Annotated in this window: 27 protein-coding genes and 1 other annotated feature; of the genes, 12 read left to right on the forward strand and 15 right to left on the reverse strand. The window is 44.5% G+C overall.

Annotated elements, in window-relative coordinates; translation table 11 throughout:
• Positions 1-41: 41 nt before the first annotated feature.
• Entirely contained in the window at positions 42-383 is a 342-nt protein-coding gene (locus Q4592_RS11275; RefSeq protein ID WP_137674616.1) for a zinc ribbon domain-containing protein YjdM, read from the reverse strand.
• Between the two features lie 482 nt (positions 384-865).
• On the opposite strand from Q4592_RS11275, the gene Q4592_RS11280 reads away from it, so the two are divergent.
• On the forward strand, positions 866-2527 hold the full coding sequence (locus Q4592_RS11280) for a SulP family inorganic anion transporter (RefSeq protein WP_303513051.1): 1662 nt from the start codon (positions 866-868) through the stop codon (positions 2525-2527).
• 764 nt (positions 2528-3291) lie between these two features.
• Here the strand turns inward: Q4592_RS11280 and Q4592_RS11285 are convergent.
• From Q4592_RS11285 to hisG, 9 genes are all read right to left on the reverse strand, one after another.
• Entirely contained in the window at positions 3292-4326 is a 1035-nt protein-coding gene (locus tag Q4592_RS11285; RefSeq protein ID WP_303512970.1) for a LamG domain-containing protein, read from the reverse strand.
• Positions 4327-5039: 713 nt separating this feature from the next.
• Entirely contained in the window at positions 5040-5657 is a 618-nt protein-coding gene (gene hisIE, locus Q4592_RS11290) for a bifunctional phosphoribosyl-AMP cyclohydrolase/phosphoribosyl-ATP diphosphatase HisIE (RefSeq protein WP_303512971.1), read from the reverse strand.
• Positions 5654-6427, reverse strand: coding sequence for an imidazole glycerol phosphate synthase subunit HisF (gene hisF, locus Q4592_RS11295; protein WP_303512972.1), 774 nt, complete (start codon positions 6425-6427; stop codon positions 5654-5656). Before hisF ends, hisIE begins: the two co-directional genes overlap by 4 nt.
• Complete coding sequence (gene hisA, locus Q4592_RS11300; protein WP_303512975.1) at positions 6417-7169, reverse strand: 1-(5-phosphoribosyl)-5-[(5-phosphoribosylamino)methylideneamino]imidazole-4-carboxamide isomerase; 753 nt, start codon at positions 7167-7169, stop codon at positions 6417-6419. The genes hisF and hisA overlap by 11 nt, the downstream gene beginning before the upstream one ends.
• Position 7170: 1 nt before the next feature.
• Entirely contained in the window at positions 7171-7779 is a 609-nt protein-coding gene (gene hisH / locus Q4592_RS11305) for an imidazole glycerol phosphate synthase subunit HisH (RefSeq protein ID WP_303512976.1), read from the reverse strand.
• A gap of 29 nt (positions 7780-7808) precedes the next feature.
• Complete coding sequence (gene hisB, locus Q4592_RS11310; protein ID WP_303512978.1) at positions 7809-8885, reverse strand: bifunctional histidinol-phosphatase/imidazoleglycerol-phosphate dehydratase HisB; 1077 nt, start codon at positions 8883-8885, stop codon at positions 7809-7811.
• Positions 8886-9944 carry a histidinol-phosphate transaminase gene (gene hisC, locus Q4592_RS11315; protein ID WP_303512980.1) on the reverse strand — a complete coding sequence of 353 codons (1059 nt, stop codon included), beginning with the start codon at positions 9942-9944 and terminating at the stop codon, positions 8886-8888.
• Position 9945: 1 nt separating this feature from the next.
• Complete coding sequence (hisD, locus tag Q4592_RS11320) at positions 9946-11232, reverse strand: histidinol dehydrogenase (RefSeq protein WP_303512981.1); 1287 nt, start codon at positions 11230-11232, stop codon at positions 9946-9948.
• Positions 11233-11237: 5 nt separating this feature from the next.
• Positions 11238-12137 (reverse strand): ATP phosphoribosyltransferase, encoded by a 900-nt coding sequence (gene hisG / locus Q4592_RS11325; RefSeq protein ID WP_303512983.1) that lies wholly within the window; start codon positions 12135-12137, stop codon positions 11238-11240.
• Positions 12138-12158: 21 nt separating this feature from the next.
• Positions 12159-12286, reverse strand: a sequence feature (His leader region).
• A 193-nt stretch (positions 12287-12479) separates the two neighbouring features.
• On the opposite strand from hisG, the gene Q4592_RS11330 reads away from it, so the two are divergent.
• The 7 genes from Q4592_RS11330 (at position 12480) to rnd (ending at position 19527) form a co-directional block, all read left to right on the forward strand.
• Complete coding sequence (locus Q4592_RS11330) at positions 12480-12695, forward strand: hypothetical protein (protein WP_303512985.1); 216 nt, start codon at positions 12480-12482, stop codon at positions 12693-12695.
• Between the two features lie 67 nt (positions 12696-12762).
• Positions 12763-14679 (forward strand): ATP-dependent DNA helicase, encoded by a 1917-nt coding sequence (locus tag Q4592_RS11335; protein WP_303512987.1) that lies wholly within the window; start codon positions 12763-12765, stop codon positions 14677-14679.
• Entirely contained in the window at positions 14676-15365 is a 690-nt protein-coding gene (gene tsaB, locus Q4592_RS11340; protein WP_303512989.1) for a tRNA (adenosine(37)-N6)-threonylcarbamoyltransferase complex dimerization subunit type 1 TsaB, read from the forward strand. The genes Q4592_RS11335 and tsaB overlap by 4 nt, the downstream gene beginning before the upstream one ends.
• Before the next feature lie 17 nt (positions 15366-15382).
• Entirely contained in the window at positions 15383-15646 is a 264-nt protein-coding gene (locus Q4592_RS11345; protein WP_303512991.1) for a hypothetical protein, read from the forward strand.
• A 16-nt stretch (positions 15647-15662) separates the two neighbouring features.
• Positions 15663-16496, forward strand: a complete 834-nt coding sequence (locus Q4592_RS11350) for an alpha/beta fold hydrolase (protein WP_303512994.1) — start codon at positions 15663-15665, stop codon at positions 16494-16496.
• Positions 16497-16694: 198 nt separating this feature from the next.
• On the forward strand, positions 16695-18356 hold the full coding sequence (gene fadD, locus Q4592_RS11355; protein ID WP_303512997.1) for a long-chain-fatty-acid--CoA ligase FadD: 1662 nt from the start codon (positions 16695-16697) through the stop codon (positions 18354-18356).
• Positions 18357-18405: 49 nt separating this feature from the next.
• Entirely contained in the window at positions 18406-19527 is a 1122-nt protein-coding gene (gene rnd / locus Q4592_RS11360; RefSeq protein WP_303513000.1) for a ribonuclease D, read from the forward strand.
• Here rnd and minE read toward each other — a convergent pair.
• The 3 genes from minE to minC are packed head-to-tail and all read right to left on the reverse strand — an operon-like array spanning position 19502 to position 21315.
• Positions 19502-19765 carry a cell division topological specificity factor MinE gene (gene minE / locus Q4592_RS11365; protein ID WP_137674599.1) on the reverse strand — a complete coding sequence of 88 codons (264 nt, stop codon included), beginning with the start codon at positions 19763-19765 and terminating at the stop codon, positions 19502-19504. The two genes, rnd and minE, sit on opposite strands and share 26 nt — an antisense overlap.
• Before the next feature lie 2 nt (positions 19766-19767).
• Positions 19768-20580, reverse strand: a complete 813-nt coding sequence (gene minD / locus Q4592_RS11370; protein WP_137674598.1) for a septum site-determining protein MinD — start codon at positions 20578-20580, stop codon at positions 19768-19770.
• A gap of 30 nt (positions 20581-20610) precedes the next feature.
• Entirely contained in the window at positions 20611-21315 is a 705-nt protein-coding gene (minC, locus tag Q4592_RS11375; protein WP_303513004.1) for a septum site-determining protein MinC, read from the reverse strand.
• Between the two features lie 112 nt (positions 21316-21427).
• Here minC and Q4592_RS11380 point away from each other — a divergent pair, with 112 nt between their 5' ends.
• Genes Q4592_RS11380 through Q4592_RS11395 form a run of 4 tightly spaced genes read left to right on the forward strand, consistent with a single transcriptional unit; the run spans position 21428 to position 23805 of the window.
• Complete coding sequence (locus Q4592_RS11380; protein WP_137674596.1) at positions 21428-21712, forward strand: YcgL domain-containing protein; 285 nt, start codon at positions 21428-21430, stop codon at positions 21710-21712.
• A 12-nt stretch (positions 21713-21724) separates the two neighbouring features.
• A complete protein-coding gene (locus Q4592_RS11385; RefSeq protein ID WP_303513006.1) occupies positions 21725-22690 on the forward strand; it encodes a lytic transglycosylase domain-containing protein in 966 nt (321 codons plus the stop codon).
• 1 nt (position 22691) lies between these two features.
• Positions 22692-23357: a fumarylacetoacetate hydrolase family protein gene (locus Q4592_RS11390; RefSeq protein WP_303513007.1), complete on the forward strand. Its 666-nt coding sequence runs from the start codon at positions 22692-22694 to the stop codon at positions 23355-23357.
• Positions 23350-23805, forward strand: coding sequence for a YcgN family cysteine cluster protein (locus Q4592_RS11395; protein WP_137674593.1), 456 nt, complete (start codon positions 23350-23352; stop codon positions 23803-23805). The genes Q4592_RS11390 and Q4592_RS11395 overlap by 8 nt, the downstream gene beginning before the upstream one ends.
• 63 nt (positions 23806-23868) lie before the next feature.
• On the opposite strand, the gene dsbB is transcribed toward Q4592_RS11395, so the two are convergent.
• Positions 23869-24378, reverse strand: a complete 510-nt coding sequence (gene dsbB, locus Q4592_RS11400; RefSeq protein ID WP_303513009.1) for a disulfide bond formation protein DsbB — start codon at positions 24376-24378, stop codon at positions 23869-23871.
• A 51-nt stretch (positions 24379-24429) separates the two neighbouring features.
• A complete protein-coding gene (nhaB, locus tag Q4592_RS11405) occupies positions 24430-26001 on the reverse strand; it encodes a sodium/proton antiporter NhaB (protein WP_137674688.1) in 1572 nt (523 codons plus the stop codon).
• Positions 26002-26111 lie beyond the last annotated feature (110 nt).

The raw sequence follows: 26111 nt of genomic DNA on the forward strand, positions 1-26111 counted from the left end.
GCTGGTGCAGGTTTTTAATTTAGCGATAGTGCTTACATCAACTAGCTTTGTTTTCTAACAAACTTAGATTTAAGCATCATGTGGCCGTGGCCATCTACTTTACAGTCAATGTCGTGGTCAGAATCAACAAAGCGTTTAATGACTGCTTTAGTGCCGACTTTTAATACTAAAGATGAACCTTTCACTTTCAAATCTTTAATCAGAGTAACTTTATCGTCTTCAGCCAATAAGTTGCCCACAGCGTCTTTCAATACAATTGCATCTGGGTCTACAACAACTTCGTTTGGATTCCACTCATGAGCGCATTCTGGGCAAATAAGTAGTGAACCATCTTCATAAACATAGGCAGATTCACAGTTAGGGCAAGGAGGGAGATCGCTCATGGTAATTTCTCTTTAATCTTCAATTTATGGTGGCTCAGCGAATGTGTTCATTGAGCCAAAGTAACACTAGGTGCATAACACCTACTTTTTGTAGCGCTATTATAAGGAAGATTGTCTCTGCCGACTAGCGCTTAACCAAGATTGATGCTGGTTTTAACTGACTAAATGAGCGAATTTCAGTATTAAGTCAAAATAAGTGAATGGCAAAATCACTTACATACGTTACCAATATTGTTGGCTAGTTAAGCCAACAATGAATGACGCACAAGCAGTATGCTAAGCCTAACTATGCAGTTCAGTTAGCAATTCCATTGGCTGCCTAAGCTGCTTAAAATTGTATTTGGCTAGCCTGAGTGTGAATGCGGCACAAAAAATATCTAATAACCGCACTACATTCAGTGTTTTAATTCTAAAAGAATTCAATACAATTGGGGCGTCCAAGCAAAAGGAGTAGCGGTTTGGTTAAGGGTAAGTTTGACGCAATGAACATAAAGGGCGATTTGTTTGGTGGTGTTACCACGGCAATTGTCTCACTGCCAATGGCCCTGGCATTTGGTGTTGCATCGGGAGCAGGGCCTCAAGCGGGTCTTTGGGGTGCCATTTTAGTTGGCTTATTTGCCGCATTATTTGGTGGTTCGCGTACCTTAATTTCGGAGCCAACCGGCCCGATGACGGTAGTTATGGCGGCGGTACTGACCACCATGATAGCCAAACACCCAGAAAATGGGCCTGCCATGGCATTTACCGTGGTGATGATGGCTGGGGTATTTCAAATCGCCCTCGGCGCGCTCAAGCTGGGCAAATACATTACCTTGATGCCTTATAGTGTTATCTCTGGCTTTATGTCTGGCGTGGGTGTCATTCTGGTAATCCTTCAGCTAGCACCTTTTTTAGGGCAGTCTACTCCCGCTGGTGGAGCCTTGGGAACCCTGCAGGCTATTCCCGATCTCATTCGTAATATGCACTTCGGCGAGTTCCTTCTGGGGCTGATGACCTTAGGCGCACTCTTGTTCATGCCTAACAAATACAAAAAAATAATCCCACCGCAGTTGGTTGCGCTGGTGGCGGTTACTTTGGTGTCAATGCTGCTATTTAGTGATGACGGCATTCGCCGTATTGGTGAGATCCCAAGCGGTTTGCCATCGATAATTTGGCCTACCTTTTCGTGGGGCCTTCTTAGCGAGATGCTGGTAGATGCCTTAGTACTAGGCACGCTTGGTTGTATTGATACCCTACTAACCGCGGTAATTGCCGATAGCTTAACCCGTAAAGAGCACGACTCTAACCGCGAGTTAATGGGGCAGGGCATAGCAAATACAGTTTCAGGTTTGTTTGGCGGCTTGCCTGGCGCAGGCGCTACCATGGGAACCGTGGTTAACGTTCAAGTAGGAGGCAGCTCTCCGCTATCTGGTATTGTGCGGGCGATAATCTTGCTGCTAGTTGTGTTGTGGTTAGCACCCCTTACCCAGCCTATTCCGCTGGCGGTGCTGGCGGGTATTGCGATGTATGTTGGCCTTAATATTCTTGATTGGAGCTTTATCAAACGGGCCCACCGGGTATCTTTGGTTCCCACTTTCATCATGTATGGGGTGCTGTTTCTTACCGTGTTTGTTGATTTGATTTACGCAGTAGGAATTGGGGTATTTCTCGCCAACGTTATCACTATTGAAAAGTTGAGTCGGGTTCAGGAGAAAAACGTTAAGGCGATATCCGATGCAGACGACGGAGTGCCACTTGAGGATTCAGAACGCCAATTATTAGACCAAGCCAAGGGCCAGCTCCTGTTTTTCTATCTATCAGGGCCAATGATTTTTGGTGTATCAAAAGCCATTGCCAGGCAACACGCAGCGGTAGAGCAATACAAAGTAATGGTGCTAGACCTTAGTGCGGTACCGATGATTGACGTAACCGTAGCTTTAGCGCTGGAAAATGCCATGCGAGATGCCTTAGATGCTGGCTGTGAAGTGTTCCTTTACAGCCCTAACGAGCAAACCATGTACCAGTTAGAGAAAATCCAAATCCGCGATTGGATAGATGAAGAGCATATCGTAGATAGCCGCACTGAAGCCTTGGAAAAGGGGCTAGCAGTGGTACAACGTATAAATTCTGAAGCAGGCGTTGAGCAGCAAGGTTCGGCGATTTAACGATTATTCTTCTTAGATACCTAGAAGCCGCGCTGGAGTTGGCCCTCCAGCGCGGCTTTTTGTTACGAGTGAAATACCGAGAATTAAATGCGAATGAGTAAATAGGCTGATTCACAGTTAGGGTAAGGAGGGAGGTATCTCATGATAATTTCTCTTTAATTTTCAATTTATGGTGGCTTAACGAACACATCCACTTAAGCCATGTAACTATAGGTGATATAGCGCCTGTTCTTTGTAGCGGCATTATAAGAAAAATCATGCCTATCATCTAACATTTAGCGTTGGTTAATGTTTGAGTGTGTGAGCTCTAAGGTTGTGAACACGGACATATGTTAGACGGGTGTAGGTGTGACAAACAGGGTTAAAAAGAGCAATTTTATAACTTCTGGCATCATGCTGAACATCGAGTTATCAGTTAATGTAGACTGCGCGTAATTTATCTAATATTTAAAAATATTGGTTGTAAAATTGTTAGTCGTTTTTATCACTTCCTAATCTTTAAACTAGTTATTGGCATATTCTTTAAAATCAGACCGCTGGGTTAATATTTTGGTGAGATACAAGGCTGAAAAAATAACTTAGTATCTTAGTCGTCTTCAGGTTTCGACCTGTTGGTTGTGAAAGTGTCTCGTTTATAGAGTGAAATTATCGAGTGCTTTGATATTTTATTTTATAATTGGGGGTTTAAATTAATTAAAGAGGAGGTCCTCCTCTTTAATATTTACTTTGCCTAAAAGTGTTCGATTATAAAAGCAAATGTTATCTTAAAGCTTTTTAAATGTCACATAGGAATTAAGGATGTTTCCGTTTGGTTTTGCAGGGTCTGCAACATAAAAACGGTAGGTATATTGTCCTGGAGGGAACCAAGAAGGAATATTCCCTGTTTGATTTTGATAGTGAGTTGTATCATTTATTGCGATATTTATAGCTTCTGGAGAGAGTATAGGGTAATCCTGTCCATTAGGAAGTGTTAGTACAGCCCATTTAATGAAATCTGTCGTATCGTTGTCGATGTTATTTGTAATCTCAGCATTATAAGTAATCGAGCCTCCTGAGGGGGGAATATCGGTTTGATTGGAAACCAACTCTAACTTAACTTGCATTGTGGGTTGGTATGTACCTTGTGCTAATGCGAATATATCTGTATCGGACAAAGCTTCATCAAACATCCAAATGTCATCTAGCGAACCTTTAAAAGGTTCATGACCTAAGCCGTTTCCGTTGGAGCCTATAGTTAGAGGGGTATTAAAAACGCTTAAGCTGCTGGGTGGTATAAAGTTTTCGTGAAGTTTTTGTCCATCAATATATAACCTTGCAAGGCCATCATTGAAAACAATAGCTACATGGTGCCAGCTACCTATATTGATAAAATTTCTAGAGCTTACGCCTAAATTTCCACTACCCCATTGAGAATTAGCAAATAAAAACGTTCCGCCATTTTCTCTTCCCATGCGTATATCAAATGACTTCGCTGAGTGCCCATTGTTGATGATTCCCATATAGTTACTAGATGAAGTACGGCGCATCCAAAATGAAATAGTTAATTGGTTACCAAAATCATGATTTCTGAATAGATCAACTTGAATAAGACCACCATTAAATCTCATTGCACTATTAGTGTTTCCATGTCGGTCTGTTGTTGGATTAACGTTGCCATATAACCTACCATTCATTACGTTAGGGCCAGAATCCGCTGGACTCCCATCAAGCTTATAGCGAGCTATTTCTGCTGATTCTACCGATAATGTGAAAATCAATAGTGTTAACAGCCAACAAAAATTTGAAATTATTTTTTTCATTTTATTAAATCTCATTGAATAGTTTAAAATTAAATTTATCACTAAAGTGTGGTGATACCAAACTTTTTGTAAAAAGAATATATTGTTGGGATTGTGGAGACATTGATTTTGGCAGTACTACTGTTCAGAATGTATTTTTGTAACCTAGGTCTCTGCTTTGATGGTTTTCAAAGGCAGGTAAACTTATAATCGAACCTTTTCACCTTTTCACCTTTTCACCTTTTCACCTTTTCACCTTTTCACCTTTCAGCGAGTTAATCGTTAAACCACAACTGCCAGGTAGTGTCATTAGTAAATAAAAAATCAACATCGTCAACTGGAAACAATACAACAAGGCCTTAAACCTGCGATGGGCCATTACTGAATTTCTATTTAGCAATTGCATAACCACAGGACGCCTTGGTCGCAGTATTAGTGGATGTGAATTGTCGACCGCCCAGTTGTGGCCGCTTTAGGCATATCGTGATCGATTTAACGGGCTTAGAGGTGTTTGATGGAGGAAAACGGTAGGTGCATCAGCACTTAAGCACTGTAAAGAAAAGAAATAATTGGGGGCAGAGTGAAATTAAACTGGCCGAAAAGCCATTAATAACGCCTTTTAGCCCCACTTTTATAGACAACTAAAGGTTACCCTCACCAACTTTTCTAGGCTTTAGATGAAACAAAAAAACCAGCATTACGCTGGCTTTTATTTGGTTAGAAGGTGTTAAGCCTTATTTATGCCTTGCCTGCAAACAAGCTACTACTTCGTCAAAACCCACTTCTTGTTTTTCTAGCAATACCAGTAGGTGATACAACAAGTCTGAGCTTTCATTCACTAACTCTTCGCGGTCGTTAGCCATGGCCGCTAGCGCAACCTCTACGCCTTCTTCGCCTACTTTTTGGCAAATGCGCTTGGTGCCACGGGCGAATAGGCTAGCGGTGTAGCTTTCTTCTGGGTCAGCTAGCTTACGCTCGGCCAATACCGCTTGTAGTTGAGAGATAAAGGTCAGCTTTGGTTCTTGGTGGCCGTCGAAGCAGCTTGGGTTACCAAGGTGGCAAGTTGGTCCAATAGGGTCAACCGCTACTAGTAGCGTATCTTGGTCACAATCAAGCGTAATGCCTTTAAGCTTTAGCACGTTGCCTGAGGTTTCACCTTTGGTCCATAAACGCTGCTTAGTGCGGCTAAAGAAGGTTACTTGCTTGGTATCTAAGGTTTTAGCCAGCGCGTCACTGTTCATATAACCTAGCATTAGCACTTGGCCACTGTGGTCGTTTTGAACAACGGCAGGGATTAAGCCTTCGACTTTGTCCCAGTTAATCTTTTGGTTTAGTTCTTCAAACTGGCTCATAGTCGAATTGCCACCTCTTGTTGTTTGAGATATTGCTTCAATTCGCCAATATCAATAATGCTTTTATGGAATACGCTAGCCGCCAATGCGCCGTCTACGTCGGAAATTTTAAAGGCGTCTTTAAAGTGCTGCATTTCGCCTGCGCCGCCAGAGGCAATTAAAGGCACATTACAAATCTCGCGCACTTTGCTTAACTGTTCTAAATCGTAACCTTGGCGCACGCCGTCTTGGTTCATTACGTTTAGTACTATCTCACCTGCGCCACGAGCTTGCACTTCTTTCACCCAATCAAAGGTGTTCCAAGCAGTCGTTACAGTGCGCTTTTCGTCGCCAGTAAACTGTTTAACTTGGTATTGTTGGGTTTCGTCGCAGTAGTAAGAATCAATGCCTACCACGATACACTGCACGCCAAATTTGTCGGCTAACTTAGTAATTAAATTTGGATCGGCTAAAGCAGGGGAGTTGATAGAGATTTTGTCGGCACCGTTTTGCAAAGTGCGATTGGCATCTTCAATGGTCTTAATACCACCGGCAACACAAAAGGGAATATCGATAACCTCGGCTACGCGGCTTACCCAGCTTTTATCTACTACGCGCTCGTCTGAGCTGGCAGTGATATCGTAAAAAACTAGTTCGTCTGCGCCTTCTTCAGCGTAGCGTTTGGCTAGCGGAACAATGTCGCCAATAATTTCGTGGTTACGAAACTTAACGCCTTTTACTACCATGCCGTCTTTTACGTCTAGGCAAGGAACAATTCGTTTAGCTAGCATTGTTGCCTCCTTGCTGCCAGCAGGCGATGGCTTGCTCTACGTTGAATTTACCTTCTAACAATGCGCGGCCAACAATTACGCCAGCTACGCCGGTATCGGTAAGCGCTGCAATGTCGTTTAAATCGCCAATGCCGCCAGAGCTTTGCCAGTGAATATTTGGGTATTGCGCACATAGCTCGCGATACAAACTTACGTTTGAGCCCTCTAGCGTGCCATCTTTAGAAATGTCGGTACACAATACGTGCTTAAGACCAACCGGGGCGTAAATAGCCACTAGCTCTTCAATGGTTACGCCGCTGTCTTCTTGCCAGCCAGATACTGCTACTACCTTATTGCCTTGCTCGTCGATGTTAATATCAAGCGCCAGTACAATGTGCTCGGCGCCGTATTTTTCCATCCACTTGGCAACCACTTCTGGTTGTTTTACTGCAGTAGAGCCAATTACTACGCGCTCTGCGCCTGCGTCGAGTAAGTCTTTTACATCTTGCTCGCTGCGCACGCCGCCACCAATTTGAATTTTAGCTGGGGTGTTTTTCAGTAGCTGGGCGATAACGTCGAGTTGGCGAGCGCTGGTATCTTTTGCGCCGTCTAAATCAACCAAGTGTAACCAATCAGCACCTTGGCTGTGGTAATCAGAAAACTGCGCTTGTGGGTCGTCACCATAAATGGTTTTTTGTGCGTAATCACCTTGGAACAAACGCACAATCTTTCCGTCGATTAAATCTAAAGCAGGAATGATCATGTTACATCTCCAAGAAGTTTTTGATGAGTTGCGCACCGGCTTGGCCGCTACGTTCTGGGTGAAATTGCACCCCGTAAAAGTTGTCTTTGTTTACTGCTGCGGTAAAGGCATTACCATAATCACACTCGGCGATAGTAGCGGCGTTTACCGGTAGGGCGTAGCTATGTACAAAGTAGAAGTAACTGCCGGCTTCAATGCCTTTAAACAGTGGGTGACCCGCTGTAGGTTGAATTTGGTTCCATCCCATGTGAGGTAAGCGTTGGCCATCTTGCGGTTGCATTAGGCTAACGGTTCCAGGTACTAAGCCTAAACAGGGTACTGGCTGTTCTGCTTGCTTGGCGCCGCCTTCGATAGAGAATTCAGCCAGCATTTGCATGCCTAAACAGATGCCTAGTAGCGGCTTCTTAACTTGTTTAACTAAGTCGATAAGCTCGCGGTCGGCAAGGTTTTTCATCGCTTCGGTTGCGGTACCTACACCGGGCAAAAACAGTTTATCAGCCGCTAATATCACTTGTGGATCGCGGCTCACTGTTACCGGAAAGCCTAAACGTTCTACGGCAAATTTTACCGAAGATAAGTTGGCACATCCTGTATCAATAATTACGTTCATGGTTGCTCTTATCCTTTAAAGCACTGGGCTTATAGTGTGCCTTTACTGCTAGGCATGGCATCGCCAGATTTAACAATGGCTTGACCAAGCGCGCGGCCAAATACTTTAAACAGGGCTTCTACCATGTGGTGAGTATTTTTACCGGTGGTTTCTAGGTGCAGGGTACAGGCCATGGCATCGCTTAACGAACGGAAGAAGTGAATCACCATTTCTGTGGCAAAATCACCAATGTTGTCGCGAGTAAAGTCGGCTTTAAACTCTAGGTGAGCACGGCCGCTTAAATCTAGAGCGCATTGGGCTAGGCATTCGTCCATAGGCAATACAAAGCCAAAACGGCCAATGCCACGTTTATCACCAAGTGCTTCTTTAAGTGCTTGGCCAAGGGCGATGGCGGTGTCTTCTACGCTGTGGTGGTCGTCGATATGATAATCGCCTACTACTTTACAGTTAAGTTGAAAACCGCCGTGGGTAGCAATTTGGTCCAGCATGTGGTCAAAAAAGCCCAAGCCAGTATCAATTTGGCTGCCGCCGGCATTGTCTAAATCAACAGCGATGCTAATTTGGGTTTCTTTTGTATTGCGCTCAACCTTGGCTTTGCGACCAAGTTGAGTAAGCTGCTTTTCAATCGCTATCCAGTTAAGACCATCGCGTTGGTATTGTAGGCCTTCAAGCCCCATGTTGTCGGCTAACTGCATATCGGTATGGCGATCGCCAATCACGTAAGAGTTGGCAAAATCAATCACGCCGCTTTTTAGGTAGTCTTTAACCAGGCCAAGCTTTGGCTTACGGCAGCTGCAGTTATCTTCATCGAAATGTGGGCAAACCAGCACGTCGTCAAACTTCACGCCTTGTGATTCGAAGATATCCATCATGTAATTTTGTGCTAGTTGAAAATCAGCTTCTGGAAAGCTGTCGGTGCCTAAACCATCCTGGTTCGTCACCATCACTAAGCGGTAGCCATTAGCTTGTAGCTTAAGCAACACTGGGATCACTTGTGGCTCTAGTTTTACTTTCTCTACACTATCTACCTGTTTGTCGGTGATAGGTTCGTCGATCATGGTGCCATCACGGTCGATAAATAAGATTTTCTGTTTTACTTGGCTCACTTAAGTTCGCTCCAATCCTTGAATTGCTGATACAGTGGCGGCCACTTCTTGCTGGTTACCAATACTAATGCGAATGCAGTTTTCTAATCGCGGTTTGTTGGCAAAATCTCGCAACACAATGCCTTGTTCGCCCAATGTTTTGAATACACGGGCTGATTCATCGAAACGTACCAAAATGTAGTTGCCGGTAGCCGGGAAGATCTCTTGCACAATGTTAAGTTTGCGTAAATCTTCGACCGCTTGGCTGCGAATGGCGTTTAGTTTTGCTACGCGCTCGCGCATAATTTTCAAACCATCTTGGGTTAGCGCTTTTGCGGCAATTTCGGCAACCGGTCGGGCGATTGGGTAGGGTGCAATTACCTTGCTCATTACCTCAATCACTTCGGTGCCTGCAACGGTAAAGCCACAACGTAAACCGGCTAAGGCAAAGGCTTTAGACAAAGTACGAGTAATCACTAGGTTGTCGTAATCGCTCAGTAGCTTAACCACGCTTTGCTCTTCACAAAACTCAATATAAGCTTCATCTACCACGACTAGCGCTTTGTCTTTTTGGCCACTTAACAGTTCACACAGCTTGGCTTGATCAAGCATATTGCCGGTGGGGTTGTTTGGGGCACATAAGAAAATGATTTTGCTATTCACTTGCGCAAGTGCTGTGTAGTCTGGGTCAAAGTTAGCATCGAGTTCAACAGTTTTAACTTCTACACCAATAGTCTCGGCACTTACCGAGTACATGCCGTAAGTCGGCGCACAGATAACAATGCTATCTTCGTTGGGTTCGCAAAAGGCGCGAATCAATACTTCGATGGCTTCATCTGCGCCGCGACTGGCCAGCACTTGATTTGGCTCTACGCCTGCGTAGGCGGCATAACCGTTAATAAGCGCTGCTGGTTGAAACTCAGGGTAGCGATTTAACTCGTCACCTTCGTAGCTAAAATCGCTCACGTCTGGGCTTTCGTTGGCGTTTAGCCATACTTCGCCACTGCCACCAATGCGACGTGCGCTTTGGTAGGGCACGAGTGCTTGAATCTTTTTACGGGCTAATAATGTCACCGACATATTATTGCTCCTCGCCTAAACGCAGAGTTACCGCTCGGCGGTGAGCGTCTAAGCCTTCGGCATTGGCAATAGGCACTACTGCTGCACTTAAGTCTTTTAAACCTTGCTGGCTTAATTCCTGAACCGTAAAACGCTTCATAAAGTCAGCTGTTCCTAAGCTTGAATAAGCACGTGTATAGCCATAAGTTGGCAGGGTGTGATTAGTACCACTGGCGTAGTCGCCTACTGATTCAGGGGTCCACTCTCCAAGGAAAACACTGCCAGCATTTTCTATCTCAGGCAGTAAGTCGCGGGCTTGTTCAGTTTGTACAATTAAGTGCTCTGGGCCGTAAAGGTTACTCACCTGTACCGCTTGCGCTAAGTCGTTTACTACAATTGCAGTACTGTGTGATAGCGCTTGGTCGGCAATGTTATTACGACTAAGCAGCGCTAATTGGCGAGCCAATTCTTGATTTACCGCTTCGGCTTGTTGCTCACTGGTGGTGACTAAAATCACTTGTGAATCGGGGCCGTGCTCGGCTTGCGATAATAAGTCGGCAGCTACAAAAGCCGGGTTGGCTTTAGCGTCAGCAATGACCAACACTTCAGATGGGCCCGCTGGCATATCGATAGCAGCACCTGCGTGGTCGCCACTCACTTGCTGTTTAGCTTGGGTCACAAAGGCGTTACCAGGGCCGAAAATTTTATCGGATTTAGCAACACTTTCGGTGCCGTAGGCCATTGCGGCAATCGCTTGTGCGCCCCCTGCAGCGTACACTTCGTCTACGCCACATAACTTCGCGGTATAAAGGATCTCTGCGGCAATCGGTGGTGGTGAGCTTAATACTACTTTTTTACAACCCGCAATACGTGCTGGAATAGCCAACATCAATACTGTTGAAGGTAAAGGTGCGGTGCCGCCCGGCACATACAAACCTACATTGCCTATAGCGGCGTAATGCATTTCGCAACGCACACCAGGTTGGGTTTCTAGACTAATGGCTTGAGGTTTCTGAGCTTGGTGAAACACTTCAATGTTCGCTTTTGCTTGCTCAACCGCTTGTTTGAACTCGTCACTTAAGCCTTGTTCAGCTGCATTAATCTCTTGCTGGCTGACTCTTACTTCGCTCAATTCGGTTTTATCAAACTTGGCGGCCAGCGCAATTAGCGCTTGGTCACCTTGTTCTCGTACTTGGCTTACTACGTCAGCAACAATGCCGGCAATGTCGGTTGAGCTGTTAACAGCAGGGCGGGACAGCACCTGTTGTTGTTGCTCTGTTGATAGTTGCTTCCAAATTACCGTTTGCATGGTACTTATCTCAACATCTTTTCAATTGGCATAACGAGAATAGAGCTTGCACCTAAGGTTTTTAGCTTTTCCATCGTCTCCCAGAACAGGTTCTCGGTACTAACTACATGCAGGGCTACTTTTTCTTCGTCACCAGCAAGTGCTAATACGGTTGGGTGCTCACTGCCAGGTAGCAGGTCTACAATTTGATCAAGATGTGTTTTAGGCGCGTGCAGCATGATGTACTTGCTTTCTTTAGCTTCCATGGTGCCTTGCATGCGCATTAATAAGCGGTCTAGCAAATCTTGGTGCTCGTCGCTTAGTTTGTTTTTAGATTTAATCAATACTGCTTGCGAGCGGTAAATCACTTCAACTTCTTTAAGGCCGTTGGCTTCTAAAGTTGCACCGGTAGATACTAAGTCACAAATGGCGTCGGCTAAGCCTGCACGGGTGGCTACTTCAACCGAGCCCGCTAGCATACACGTAGAGAAAGGTACGCCTTGCTCGTCTAAGTAACGCTTAAGAATGCCTGGGTAACTGGTGGCAATGCGTTTGTTGGCTAAACATTGTGGGCCGGTGTAATCGAATTCTTCGGCTACTGCCAATGAGAAGCGGCAATCGCCAAAATCCAAACGTTTTAGAATGTCGCATTCAGTTGGCTCATTTTGCGCTGTGCGCAACATGGTTTCTTCTTCTAATACGTTTTCGCCAACGATACCGAAATCAACCACGCCGTCCATAACTAGGCCTGGAATATCGTCATCGCGTACACGTAGCAAATCTACTGGCATATTTTCAGAATGGGCTATCAGGCGTTGTTGGCGGAGATTGATTTTCATTCCGCAGCTTTTTAATAGTGCCTGTGAATCATCGCTTAAGCGTCCAGATTTTTGGATGGCGATGCGTAGTCGTTTTTGCTCTGTCATGTTTTTGTCCCTAATAATAAAACTAAAAAACCCCCGGGAGGGTAACCTTCCGGGGGTTTGCAATATTCTTATATTCTACCACCGGAAGCATCTTACAAGCTTCCAGCAGAAAACCGCCTGAAGCCTATTCTGGATGATGGTGGTGATGATGCTTCAGTTGGTTAAAAATCATTGCTACGTTCCTGTCAACGTGGTTTTTGCCTTCATGGCAATAGTGGGCATAAACTTACCAATCTAGCGCTAAATTGCAACCTTTTTTGGCTGCTTTTTATTATAAGATTAAAGTTGTTTAAATATTGACCGATAATTAACTATAGGAAGCCATAAAAAGGAGCTGTGATTGTGAGCCAAGATGCCATATTGCCAATTTTGCCGCGAGCACCTGCTAAACCCGATAGTAAGGCGCCACCGATTAAAACCACCAAGGTGGTGAAGAAAAGCAAAACCGCTGCACAAAACGACATTCAAGTGCGGCCAAAGCTAAGCGGCGAACAGCAAAACAATAAATCTAAAAAGCCCGACCCTGACGAGCAACATAATATCGACCTATTTGTGTAGCTTTGTGTTTGGTCTAGCGTGAGTCGGCTGGTATAGTTGCCGCGACTTTTGCTTGCCGGAACCAAGTTTGAAACATCAGTATTTTGCCAAAGATGGTTTGTTATCAAAAGCCATAGATGGTTTTTCTCCCCGACCACAACAACACGACATGGCTACAGCGGTTGCTGCAGCTATAGAGACCAGTGGCAGTTTATTAGTTGAAGCGGGGACTGGCACCGGTAAAACCTTTGCTTACCTTGTACCAGCTATGGACAGCGGCAAAAAAATTGTTATTAGCACCGGTAGTAAAGCGCTGCAAGATCAGTTATTTACTAAAGACCTACCGCGTATGCAAAAAGCCCTCAAATACAATCAAATGATAGCGCTGCTAAAAGGGCGTTCTAACTATTTGTGTATTGAACGGCTAAACAGTTTTTCCCATTACGGTAGCGGCCAAGACCGCACTACCTTAGCTGAGCTAGTAAAAATTAAGGCATGGGCACAAGGCGAAGAAACCGGCGACATTAGCGAGCTTGGCCCAATCGCTGAACGGGCCGATGTATTCCCCTTAATTACTAGCTCCAACGATAACTGCCTCGGCAGAGATTGCCCGTCTTATAAAGAATGCTATTTAGTTAAAGCCCGTAACAAGGCAATGGAAGCAGATTTAGTGGTGGTGAATCACCACCTATTTTTTGCCGACATGGTGGTAAAAGAAACCGGTTTTGGTGAGCTGATTCCCGAAGCCGATGCTTATATCTTTGACGAAGCACACCAACTACCCGATATTGCTGCGAGTTATTTTGGTCAGCACTTTTCTAGCCGACAAATACTCGATTTATGTAATGACATTGAACTGAGCTATAAAACTGAGCTTAGAGATATGGCGCAATTACAAAAAGCCTCGCAAAAGCTAGAGCGTAGAATCCGCCAATGTAGATTGGAGTTTGAAGGTCTGCGTGACCGAGGCGAGTGGCGCCCATTAGCTAAACAAAAGCGTTTTGGTGAAATGATGGAAGCGTTGCGCGAAGACATGGACTTTGTGTATCAAGTGCTTAAGTTGGCGCTATCGCGCAGTGAACTGGCAGATTCTTGCTTCGAACGTTTAGCTAAAATGCGCCTATTGTTCGATAAAGTCATGGATGTAGACAAAACCGGTTTTAGTTATTGGTACGAAACTACTCGGCAGCATTTCACTTTAAATATTACCCCCCTTAATATTGCAGAGCGCTTTAATAGTGAGGTGGAAGAACGTAATGCTGCATGGGTATTTACCTCGGCAACGTTGGCGGTAGATGGCAACTTTCAACATTTTCAAACTCAAATGGGTTTAAAAGACGCCAGCAGCATGTTGCTCGACAGCCCTTTTGATTATCAAAAACAGGCCTTGCTGTGTGTGCCTCGTTACTTGCCAGAAACAAAGCAGCCCAATGCAGAACAAGTGATGCTGGATCAGCTTGCGCCGGTGATTGAGGCCAACGGTGGCCGCTGTTTCTTTTTATGTACCAGCCACCGAATGATTCAAAAAGTGGCAACAGAGTTACGCCTACGTACAGAGCTATTGGTATTGGTTCAAGGTGAAGCGGGTAAACAAGAGTTACTCAACGAGTTTGTTGAAGATGGTAACGCAGTGCTAGTTGCAACCAGTACCTTTTGGGAAGGGGTGGATGTGCCGGGCAAGGCGCTGTCATGTGTGATTATCGACAAGCTACCCTTTGCTGCGCCAGATGATCCATTACTTAAAGCCAAAAGTGAAGACTGCCGTTTACGTGGCGGAGATCCTTTTCGTCAGGTATATTTGCCGCAAGCAGTGATTAGCCTTAAACAAGGCGTAGGGCGCTTAATTAGAACCCAAGATGATCATGGCGTAGTGATTATATGTGACAACCGTTTAGTGAATCGCGATTACGGTTCGCTATTTATTAGCAGTTTGCCCGCTATGCCACGCACTAGAGAACTCTCAAGAGTTTTAGAATTTGTTAAAAAAGACGCTGAGGAAACATGACAGCAAACATACTCGCTTTAGATACATCAACCGAAAACTGCTCTGTTGCACTGCATTGGCAGGGTGAAGTGCTGAGTAAGCAAGAATACAGCCCACGCGACCATACACTTAAAATCTTACCTTTTGTCGAGCAAATCTTGGCGGAAGCAGGAGTTAGCTTAAAGCAGCTTGATGCGATTGCATTTGGTCGTGGACCAGGAAGTTTTACTGGGGTACGGATTGGTGTAGCCACCGCTCAAGGGCTGGCTTTTGGTGCAGATAAACCAATGATTGCCGTTTCAACCTTACAAGCCATGGCGCAAGCCGCTTACCTTAGCAATAATAGCGAGCAGTGTTTGGCGGCTATTGATGCCCGTATGGGAGAGGTGTATTGGGGCGAGTACCATCTGCAAAACGGTTTGATGTGTTTAGTAGACGAAGAGCTTGTGATTAAACCAGAGTTGCTAACTGGCAATAGCCAAAGGGCAGTGGCTGTGGGCACAGGCTGGCAAACTTACCAAGAACTATTATGCGGTCAATTTTCTGGCGCAAAAGTGTTGGAATCAGTGCTTTATCCAACGGCACAAAATATGCTTGGTTATGCTCAGGTTGCCTATAATAAAGGCGAGCTGGTAAGTGCAGAAAATGCCGAACCTGTTTATTTACGCGACAAAGTAACCTGGAAGAAACTACCGGGTAGAGAGTAATTAAAGGACAATAAAACTTGAAGATTCAGGGCCTTGGCCAGCCCATACCGCAACAAACAAACGTTAAAAAGGCGACCAGCAGCACAGAGTTAAGTGTTGCTACTAAGGCGCCAAAGGGGATCGTACCCTGGGCGGTAATGGACGAGAGCAGTGTAGAAAAACTCCGCTACGACCAAAATGTTGGCAGTGGCGGCGAAGCTGTGTCTCAATATAAAGATGTTGCTAATCAACTCAAGCGCCAACAAGTGAATGAAATGTTTGGTATCGATTTGTTCGCCTAAGGCAAAACGCCCTGCAATGACTGACTGCCCGTATTTACCTCACTCTAATATCGCCTATATCGAACAAACCGCCCCTAGTGATTACTGTGTAGTGATGTTGCATGGTTGGATGGACAATGCCGCCAGTTTTACGCCTCTTCTTAAACATTTTACCGATGTACATTGCATTGCTTTAGATTTTCCCGGTCATGGACTGTCGGCACATCGCCAAGGTTATTACCATTTTGTAGATTATGTTGACGATGTTTACCGTGCTATTTGTGAACTAAAGGTTAACAAACCTATTATTCTTATTGGGCATTCTTTAGGTGCATTGGTAGCCACTACGTATGCAGCGGCATTCCCAGAAAAACTGCTCGGTTTGGTTTGTATAGACGGGTTGGGGCCTTTAAGCCTAGCTGAAGAAGAAACCACAACACAACTAACTAAAGCTATTCAACAACGGCAAGCTGTAAAGCCCGCTAAGGGATTTGAAAAACTTGAATCTGCAGTAAAATTGCGTGCGCAAACCAATGGGATTAGTGAACGCAATAGCCAACTATTGGTAGAGCGGGCAGTGATTAAGCGCGGTGGTCTATGGTATTGGCGTCACGATCAAAAACTAAAGTTAAGCTCTCCTTTGCGCTTTAGTGAGTCGCAGGCAGAAAATATTTGTAGAGCTGTGCAACATCCCAGTTTGTTGATAGCGGCTAGCGAACACCCTTTGTTATCCGCGGAACATATAAGCCATCGTGAAGCATGGTTTAAGCAGCTTAAAACCCATTTGTTAAGCGGTGGGCACCATCTTCATATGCAAAATTCCGTAGAGGTTGCTCGCTGTATAAAGGCCTACATTAAAACAATTGTTTGAACCACTTCACTATTTTCGATCTTATCCGCCACGCTCAATGTTAAAATATTGTTATTTAAAATGGCGTATGAAACAATCGTTTGAAATTTTGGAGCGAAAGCTCTAATGAAAACGATGCCGCCAAGTACATAATAAAATTCACAATAAACTTGGTGAGCAAATTATACTTGTTGTAATTGAAATGTTTAGGAGAACTGCGTGGATAAGGTTTGGCTTAATCGATACCCTAAAGATGTTCCTGCAGAGATAGACTCAGCACGCTATCAAACATTGATAGATGTCTTTGAAGAAGGTGCTGCTAAACACGCAGATAAGGTAGCCTTTATTAACATGGGGCAGGTGATGACCTATCGCCGCCTTGAAGAACAATCACGCGCCTTTGCTGCTTATCTTCAAAATGAATTAAAGCTTAAAGCAGGTGATCGCGTGGCTTTAATGATGCCTAACTTGCTGCAGTATCCTATTTGTTTGTTTGGTGCTTTGCGTGCAGGCATGGTGGTAGTTAACGTCAACCCGCTTTACACGCCGAGAGAATTAAAGCATCAACTAAACGACAGTGGTGCTAAAGCCATTGTGATTGTGTCTAATTTTGCGCATATTCTTGAGGAAATTGTAGAAGAAACCGGTATCGAGCATGTGGTTCTTACCCGTTTAGGCGACCAGCTTTCTGCAACCAAACGTACCTTAGTGAACTTTGTTGTAAAATACGTGAAGAAAATGGTGCCAAAGTACCATTTACCTCACGCTCAATCGCTCCGTTATGTTTTGTCTAAAGGACAGCATCTCCAATATGTTCGCCCAGAAATCAAAAGTGAAGATCTAGCCTTTTTGCAGTATACCGGTGGTACCACCGGTGTCGCCAAAGGCGCGATGTTGTCACATAGCAATATGGTGGCAAACTTGCTGCAAGCTTTGGGTATTGTTGGCCCATGTTTGCGCGAAGGGAAAGAAGTGGTAGTAACAGCATTGCCGCTTTACCATATCTTTGCATTAACCGCGAACTGCATGGTGTTTTTTGCCATGGGGTGCCAGAACTTATTAATCACCAATCCTCGTGATATTCCTACCTTTGTTAAAGAGCTCGCCAAGACGCCCTTTACGGCAATCACAGGGGTAAATACCTTATTCAACGCCTTGCTAAATAATGACGATTTTGCCAAGTTAGATTTCGCCCGTCTGCGTTTATCTCTGGGCGGAGGCATGTCGGTGCAACGAGCAGTTGCAGAGCGCTGGCAAGAAGTCACGGGCTCGCGCCTGATAGAAGGTTATGGCTTAACAGAGTGTGCTCCACTAGTTACCGTTTGCCCTTACGATTTAGAAGCCTATAACGGCAGTATTGGCTTACCAGCGCCTTCAACGGATATTAAGTTGGTGGGCGAAGATGGCCAAGAAGTCGGCGACGGTGAATCAGGCGAAATATTAGTAAAAGGCCCACAAGTGATGCAGGGTTACTGGCAGCGACCAGAAGCGACCGAAGAATCAATGCCTGGTGGCTGGTTTGCTACGGGTGATATTGCCACGGTTGATGATCAAGGTTTCTTCCATATTGTTGACCGCAAAAAAGATATGATTTTGGTGTCTGGTTTCAACGTATTCCCTAATGAAATTGAAGAGGTTATTTCGGGTAACGCTAAAGTGCTAGAAGTTGCAGCAGTCGGTGTGCCTAACGACGTAAGTGGTGAAGCGGTTAAAGTGTTTATCGTTAAAAAAGACGATTCACTGAATGAGAAACAAGTGATAGAACACTGTCGCGAGTTTTTAACTGCCTACAAAGTGCCTAAGCTGGTGGAGTTTAGAGACGAACTACCTAAAACAAATGTGGGGAAGATCTTGCGTAGAGCCTTGCGCGAAGAGGCATAAACCGTAAAATGGTTAGCCATTAGATGCTTTCCACTAGGACGCCGCAATTTTGGCAGACGTAAACTTCGACATGATTGAAACAGAGGCGCAACTTGCGCCTCTGTTACGTTTTTTAAATGAACAAACTCCAATGGTATTAGCCATTGATACCGAGTTTGTTCGTACTCGAACCTACTATGCTCAACTGGGCTTACTACAAATTTACGATGGCCAGCAATGCTATCTAGTGGACCCACTAAAAGTGTCAATGGAACCGTTGTGGCAGGCTCTTTCCCGGCATCACTGGGTCTTGCATGCGTTTAGTGAAGACTTAGAAATCATTCAACGTTTAAGTGGCAAATTTGGCGCAACCGTGTTTGATACACAAGTTGGTGCGGCTTTTCTTGGTCATGGCATTAGCTTGGGTTACCAGCGCTTTATTGCCACAGAGCTAGAGATTGAACTCGATAAGGGAGAATCTCGTACCGATTGGCTCGCACGTCCACTGCGCGCTTCGCAATTAGATTACGCAGCCTTAGATGTTATCTATTTGCTACCGGCATATCTCAAGATTAAACAGCAGCTAGAAGAAGAAGGGCGTTTTCAAGCTGCATTAGAAGAAAGCACGCGTTTAGCAGCATTGAAAAAACGTGTGGTAAACCAAGATGAAGTTTATAAAGACATTAAAAATGCTTGGAAGTTAAACCCGCAGCAATTAGCGGTGTTACAAGTGTTGTGTCGCTGGCGAATACAGCAAGCGGCAAGTCGTGATTTAGCCATTAATAATGTGGTACACGGTGACAACTTATGGGCCTTAGCTCGCTACCAACCAAACAACATGGATGAGTTACAACGGCTTAATTTACCACCGCAAGAGTTGCGTATTCATGGTCAACGTTTGCTTAAATTAGTGAAACAGGGTCAGCAAGTTAATACAGCGGATTTCCCTAAACCTATTAAACGTATTGTTGATTACCCAGATTACAAAAAAACCATTCAAGAGCTTAAATTGGTGGTGACTGCAGTAGCAGAAGAGTCGGGTTTACCTGAAGACGTATTGGCGAGCAAGAAGGTGCTTAATCAATATATTGCGTGGAAACGTAAAGAGCACCAGCAAGCAGAAGAGTTGCCTCTACTACTTACTGGTTGGCGTAAGCCATTATTCGCTAATCACGTTGATCAGGAAGGGTAATATTTAGCTCAAGTACGCTAATGTCTTCACTCTTGTTGTCCAAGCTAACGTTAACTTGGTCTGAGTTGATGGCAACGTACTTCTTTATTACTTCTATAATATCTTGCTTCATAGCAGGCAAGTAATCTGGCCCACTGCGCTCCCCGCGTTCGTGGGCAACAATAATTTGCAGTCGTTCTTTGGCGGTTTGCGCCGTTTTAGACTGTTTTGTCGTTCGAAAGTAGTCTAAAAGAGACATCGTTATCCTCCAAATAAGCGGCTAAATAGGCCTTTCTTTTGTTCTTCTAAGAAACGAAAGTCTACACTTTCGCCAATTAATCGACTTACAGCGTCGTCGTAAGCTAAACCAGCATCACTTTCAGTGTCTAAAATTACTGGCTCACCAGAGTTAGACGCTTTAAGCACGGCCGGTGACTCAGGGATAACGCCAAGTAACGGTATCGCCAGAATATCTTGCACATCTTCTACGCTTAACATGTCACCGCGGTTAACACGCTCAGGGTTGTAGCGCGTTAATAGTAGGTGCTCTTTAACCGGCTCTTTACCTTGTTCAGCGCGTTTTGACTTACTGGCAAGCATGCCAAGAATACGGTCTGAGTCACGAACTGATGATACTTCAGGGTTAGTGGTAACAATCGCTTCGTCGGCGAAGTAAAGCGCCATGATTGCGCCTGTTTCAATACCAGCAGGAGAGTCACACACAATGTAGTCGAAACCTTGCTCTGCTAAATCGTCCAATACCTTCTGCACACCTTCTTTAGTTAACGCGTCTTTATCACGCGTTTGAGAAGCAGGAAGAATGAACAAGTTGTCGGTACGTTTGTCTTTAATCAATGATTGATTAAGGTTGGCTTCACCTTTGATTACGTTCACGAAGTCATACACTACGCGACGTTCACAACCCATAATTAAATCTAGGTTACGTAAACCAATATCGAAATCGATGATTACAGTTTTAAAACCTTTAATGGCGAGGCCAGTACCAATAGCCGCGCTGGAGGTTGTTTTTCCAACACCCCCTTTTCCTGAGGTCACAACGATAATCTTAGCCATTATCTTTCCTTTATAAATTCGTTAACGAGGTTAACTTAAATTACCAAATACGATTTGCTGGTCTTCTATTTGTATACATTGCGGCGCGTCGGCATGTTCGCCAATTTGCTCATGCAACATATAAACACCAGCAATAGAAATAAGTTCTGCTTGCAAGTTCTGACAAAATATTTTGCTGTCTTTTCTGCCGCTAGCGCCTGCGATAGCACGACCCCTTAATGCACCATAAATATGAATATTACCGTCAGCAATCACTTCCGCGCCATTACCTACCGAGCCAATAATGACTAGGTCGGTATTTTGCGCGTAAACTTGTTGGCCAGAGCGAATCTGTCCGCGAACGATTTTACTTGGCACAGCCGCTGGGGTAGGGGGAGGTGTTGGCGCTTTTTCTTCTGCGGGTTTGCTGGGCTTGGCAGTTGCTTGTTGTGAGCCACTGGTCATTACGGCTAAACCTGCAGCACGGGCAGCGGTTTTTTGTTCAGAGGTACTACATCCGGTAACGCCTACTAATACAAAGTCTTGAGCTTCTACCACTTCCTTGAGTTGGTTGAAATCAAAATCAGCGTCTACTTCGCTAATATTCACTACTATAGGAGCACAGTTAAAGAACTGAGGCGCTTGCGCCACCTTTTCCATTAACTTGTTATTTAATGATGTTAAATCATTTTTTCCTAAGTAAACCACTGAAAGGGTAAAGTTTGTCCCTTTAAACTCTATTTCCTGTCCGGACATGAACAGCTGATTCCTTTTTACATTTGTATACGAGCAATGACGCTTCACTATATATTCTGATATAGTCGCGTTTTAGCATAACCTGATCAGTGACTAGGATACTAACATTTTCATGTTCTGTGCAGTCTATAAAAGTCTCAAAAAACAGCAAACTTATCTCTATATTGAGAAGAAAGACGATTTTTCGCCAGTTCCAGCGTCATTACTAGAGTTAATGGGGGCTAAGGAGCTGGTAATGTTGGTACCAAAACGACCAACAAAAGATTTTGCTAGTGTTGAAATAAACACCTTAGAAGCCGCGTTTAAAGAGCAAGGCTATTATTTACAACTACCACCACCTCCAGAAAACTATCTTAAGCAGCATTTAGCCGCTCAGGCTAAGGCAAAAAATGACTAAAAGGGGAAGTTAGTGAAAAAATTTATCGGTACGGTGCTATTCTCGGCTGCCTTCTCATTACACGCTGAACCGGGCTTTGATAACTACGTTGAAGAACTTAAAGTAGAAGCGGCTAGTGAAGGTATCTCACAAGCCACTATTGATGCGGCATTTACCAATGCCAAGTTTTACCCTCGCGCTGTAAAAGCAGATAAGCAACAGCCTGAGTTTAAGCTAACACTAGATACCTATTTGCCACGAGCTGTGCCCGACTGGAAAGTGCAGCAAGCGCGGGCGTTATATAAGAAACACTACCCACTACTTAAAGAAATTGAAAAGAAATATAAGGTGCAGCCGCGCTTTATTATTGCTTTGTGGGGAGTGGAATCCAACTTTGGCAAGTTTACCGGTAACTACAGTGTGGTATCGGCGCTTGCCACTATGTCTTATGAAGGCCGTCGCGAAGCGTTTTTTAAGAAAGAATTAATGAATGCACTTCGTATTCTTGAAGATGGACATATTGAACCTAACAAAATGAAAGGCTCTTGGGCGGGTGCCATGGGTCAAGTGCAGTTTATGCCAAGTTCCTTTTTAGCTTACGCTCAAGACTTTGATGGCGATGGCAACAAAGATATTTGGAACAATACCGCTGATGCTTTGGCTTCTGCTGCAAACTACTTAGCGCAAAGTGGCTGGAACAATGATTTAACGTGGGGTCGCCAAGTTAAACTTCCAAACGATTATGATGCAACGCACTCAGGCTTAAAAGTTAAGAAAAGCCTAAACGAGTGGCAAGCTATGGGCGTTCGCCGTTACGACGGCACTAACTTACCCATTCGCGATATTCAAGCCTCTATCGTTCAGCCAGACGACGCTCAAGGGCGTGCATATTTAGCTTACGATAACTACCAAGTACTGATGAAGTGGAATCGCTCGCATTACTTTGTGGCCGCGGTAGGTACTTTGGCTGATCGCATCGCTTATCCACCGGTGTTTTAAGGTGTATCAGCATCTCGACGAACAAGGCCAAGCCTTACCATTTACTGTGAACAAAGCAGTCTGTGTAGGGCAAAATTACTTGGCGCACATGCAAGAGATGGGGGGCGCGCCTGCTAAACAAGCAGTGTTGTTTATTAAGCCTAAAACCGCCATCACTGGTTTGGCAAACGGAGTAATGATTCCAAATGATGTAGGTGAAGTGCATTACGAACTTGAGCTCGCCATATTGATTGCTAAGCCGCTTCGAAATGCCTCTCCTAAAGAATTGGATGCTGCCGTTTGGGGATACGCCGCAGCATTAGATTTAACCTTACGTGATGTGCAGTTAGCGCTAAAACAAAGTAGTCACCCATGGGAGCGCGCTAAGGCCTTTGATAAGAGCTGTGTACTGAGTCACTTTAAGCCGATTAATCGGTTAAGTGAGTTGGCTGATGTTGAACTACGGTTTGAGCAAAATACTCAGTTAAAACAGCAGGGCACAACAAAGCAAATGATCCGCAATCTAAGCGCATTGCTGTGTGAAGCTTCACGCTGTTTTACTCTAGAGCCAGGAGATGTATTGCTAACTGGCACTCCTGCTGGCGTTGGCCCCTTGAAGGCCGGCGATAAGTTAGCATTTAAGGTTGCCGATATTTCGGTAGAAACAGAGGTTGTATTGAGTGAGTGAAGTAAGATTTTGGGAAACCAAAACCTTGGCGCAAATGACTGCCCAAGAGTGGGAGTCGTTATGTGATGGATGTGGTAAATGTTGTTTATCGAAGTTGATAGATGAAGATACCGATGAGTTGTATTACACCAATATTGCTTGTGTATTGTTAAACAGTAAAAGCTGCCAGTGTAGTGATTACCCGAATCGATTTGCTAAGGTCCCTGATTGCGTAAAAATTACTTTAGATGATATTGACGCATTTCATTGGTTGCCGCCTAGTTGCGCCTATAAACGGCTAATCGAAGGGAAACCGCTGCCAGAGTGGCATCCTTTGTTAAATAAGGGCAAGGCTTCGGAAATGCACAAACGTGGCGCTTCTGTGCGGGGTAAGATTGTGTGTGAAACGCAGTTAACAGGCCCGTCTCAAGATTACATTGTGCGGTGGCCTTTAGACGAGTGTGAATAGCGTTAAATGCCAGCCATAAAAAAGCCCGCGTTAAGCGGGCTTTTTTATGTTTATCTTTTAAATCTATTTCTTACGCCATTGCAGACCAAAGAACACAACCCCGGCTGCTAAGAACACAGCAAATAATAGAATCAGCCACTGCGGCATAGACCAGCCTAAGAACATCCAAGAGATCTCGTCACAAAATCCATTTGGATTAAATAACCAAGGCACCCATTTATCTAGCGGCGCCCATTCAGGGAAGTTGGCAAAGAAGTCGCAGGTAGCAAATGGGCTAGGGTTCATTTGGTAGTCGGTATGGGTTATTGCTAGCTGCAAACCCCATGCGGCACTGACGAGCCATAATCCAAAAGCACTTAAACGAATGACGATATTTTTAGGTGCAATCCAACCTAGTAAACCTGCTGCCATTAAACCAAACATGGCTACACGCTCATAAATACACATAACGCAAGGGTCAAGCTTCATGACATGTTGGAAGAATAAAGCGCACAACTCTAATGATAAGCTACCAATAAAAAGCAGAAACCAAGGTTTACGTTGGTACGGCAAACTGCTTAAAAAATTGAGCATAATCAGAAACTCCTGTTAAAAAAGGCGATGCAAGCATCGCCGTTTTTAAAATTAATGTCCAGCAGAAACCGCTGACGCTGCGCCCGCAACGTGATGGCTAATCCATCCCATATCGTAGAAGTATTGAGTGGCAGGAATCAATGCAAATTCCACACACAATAAACCTACACCGGCTAGTACGATGGTGTAAGGAATGGCCATCCACACCATGCGCCCGTAAGACAAACGTAAAAGCGGAGCGAGTGAAGAGGTGAGCAAGAATAAGAATGCTGCTTGGCCATTTGGTGTAGCCACCGACGGCAAGTTAGTACCAGTGTTAATGGCAACCGCTAACATGTCGAATTGGTCACGAGTGATTTGGCCATCTAACCAAGCGGCTTTCACTTCGTTAATGTAAACAGTGCCTACAAACACATTGTCACTCACCATCGAGAGCAAGCCATTGGCAATGTAGAAGGCGACCAGTTGCCCCTCATCTTCAATCGATAGCACCCAGTGAATAACGGGTTTGAATAGCTCTAAATCAATAATCACTGCCACAATCGAGAAGAATACCGCTAGCAATGCCGTAAAGGGCAGGGCTTCTTCAAAGGCCTTTCCTAATTGGTGTTCTTCGGTAATTCCGGTAAATGCAGTGGCGAGAATAATCACAGACAAACCAATTAAACCAACAGCCGCTAAGTGCATGGCTAAACCAATAATTAACCATACTGCGATAAAGGCTTGGACGATAAGTTTTGCACGGTCACGGTTAGTACGCTTCTCATCTTCGTACTTATCGTAGTCGGTAAGAATTTGTCTAACGTTGGCAGGTAGTTTAGTGCCATAACCAAACTTGCCCGCTTTCTCTAGTAAGAAACAGGTTAACAGGCCAAATACTAGTACCGGTAAAGAGACCGGTGCCATGCGTAAGAAGAACTCGAAAAATTGCCATCCAGATTGGTCAGCAATAATGAGGTTTTGTGGCTCACCAACCATGGTACATACGCCGCCAAGCGCGGTACCTACACCAGCATGCATCATTAAGCTACGTAGAAAAGCGCGAAAGCCTTCTAAGTCATCGCTGCTTAAGTCATCACCGGTGTGGTCATGCTTTTGGTGAAAGTCTTTTCCAGAGGCCACTTTGTGATAGATGCTATAAAAGCCGATAGCGACACTAATCACCACGGCAATAACGGTTAATGCATCAAGGAAGGCCGATAAAAATGCACCGGCTATACAAAAGGCTAAAGACAAAATCGCTTTATCTTTAATCTTAATGAGCATTTTGGTGAACATAAATAAAAGCAGTTGCTTCATAAAGAAGATGCCCGCCACCATGAAGATCAATAGCAGCACTACTTCAAAGTTATTCACTAACTCGTGCTTTACTGTTTCCGATGATGTCATCCCTATAGCTACTGCCTCAATGGCCAGTAAACCGCCCGGCTGTAATGGGTAACATTTTAAGGCCATAGCCAAAGTAAAAATGAACTCAATTACCAGCAACCAACCCGCAATGAAAGGGTCAATATAGAAAACGATGGGGTTAATAATTAGAAATAAAACAATGGCTTTTTTGTACCACAAAGGCGCATTGCCAAGAAAGTTCTTAGCAAAGGCACTGGATAGACTAGTATTCATCCTGAAATCTCATATTTGTTCGTATGGCAGGTCGAGTTTCCCCTACGAAAACTCGAGCGTGATTGTATGTGATGTCACGCATCTTTGATAGCTGAACGTTCGAAAATATC

Origin of the sequence: Agarivorans sp. 1_MG-2023 (assembly GCF_030548385.1) — a bacterium.
GTDB lineage: Bacteria > Pseudomonadota > Gammaproteobacteria > Enterobacterales > Celerinatantimonadaceae > Agarivorans.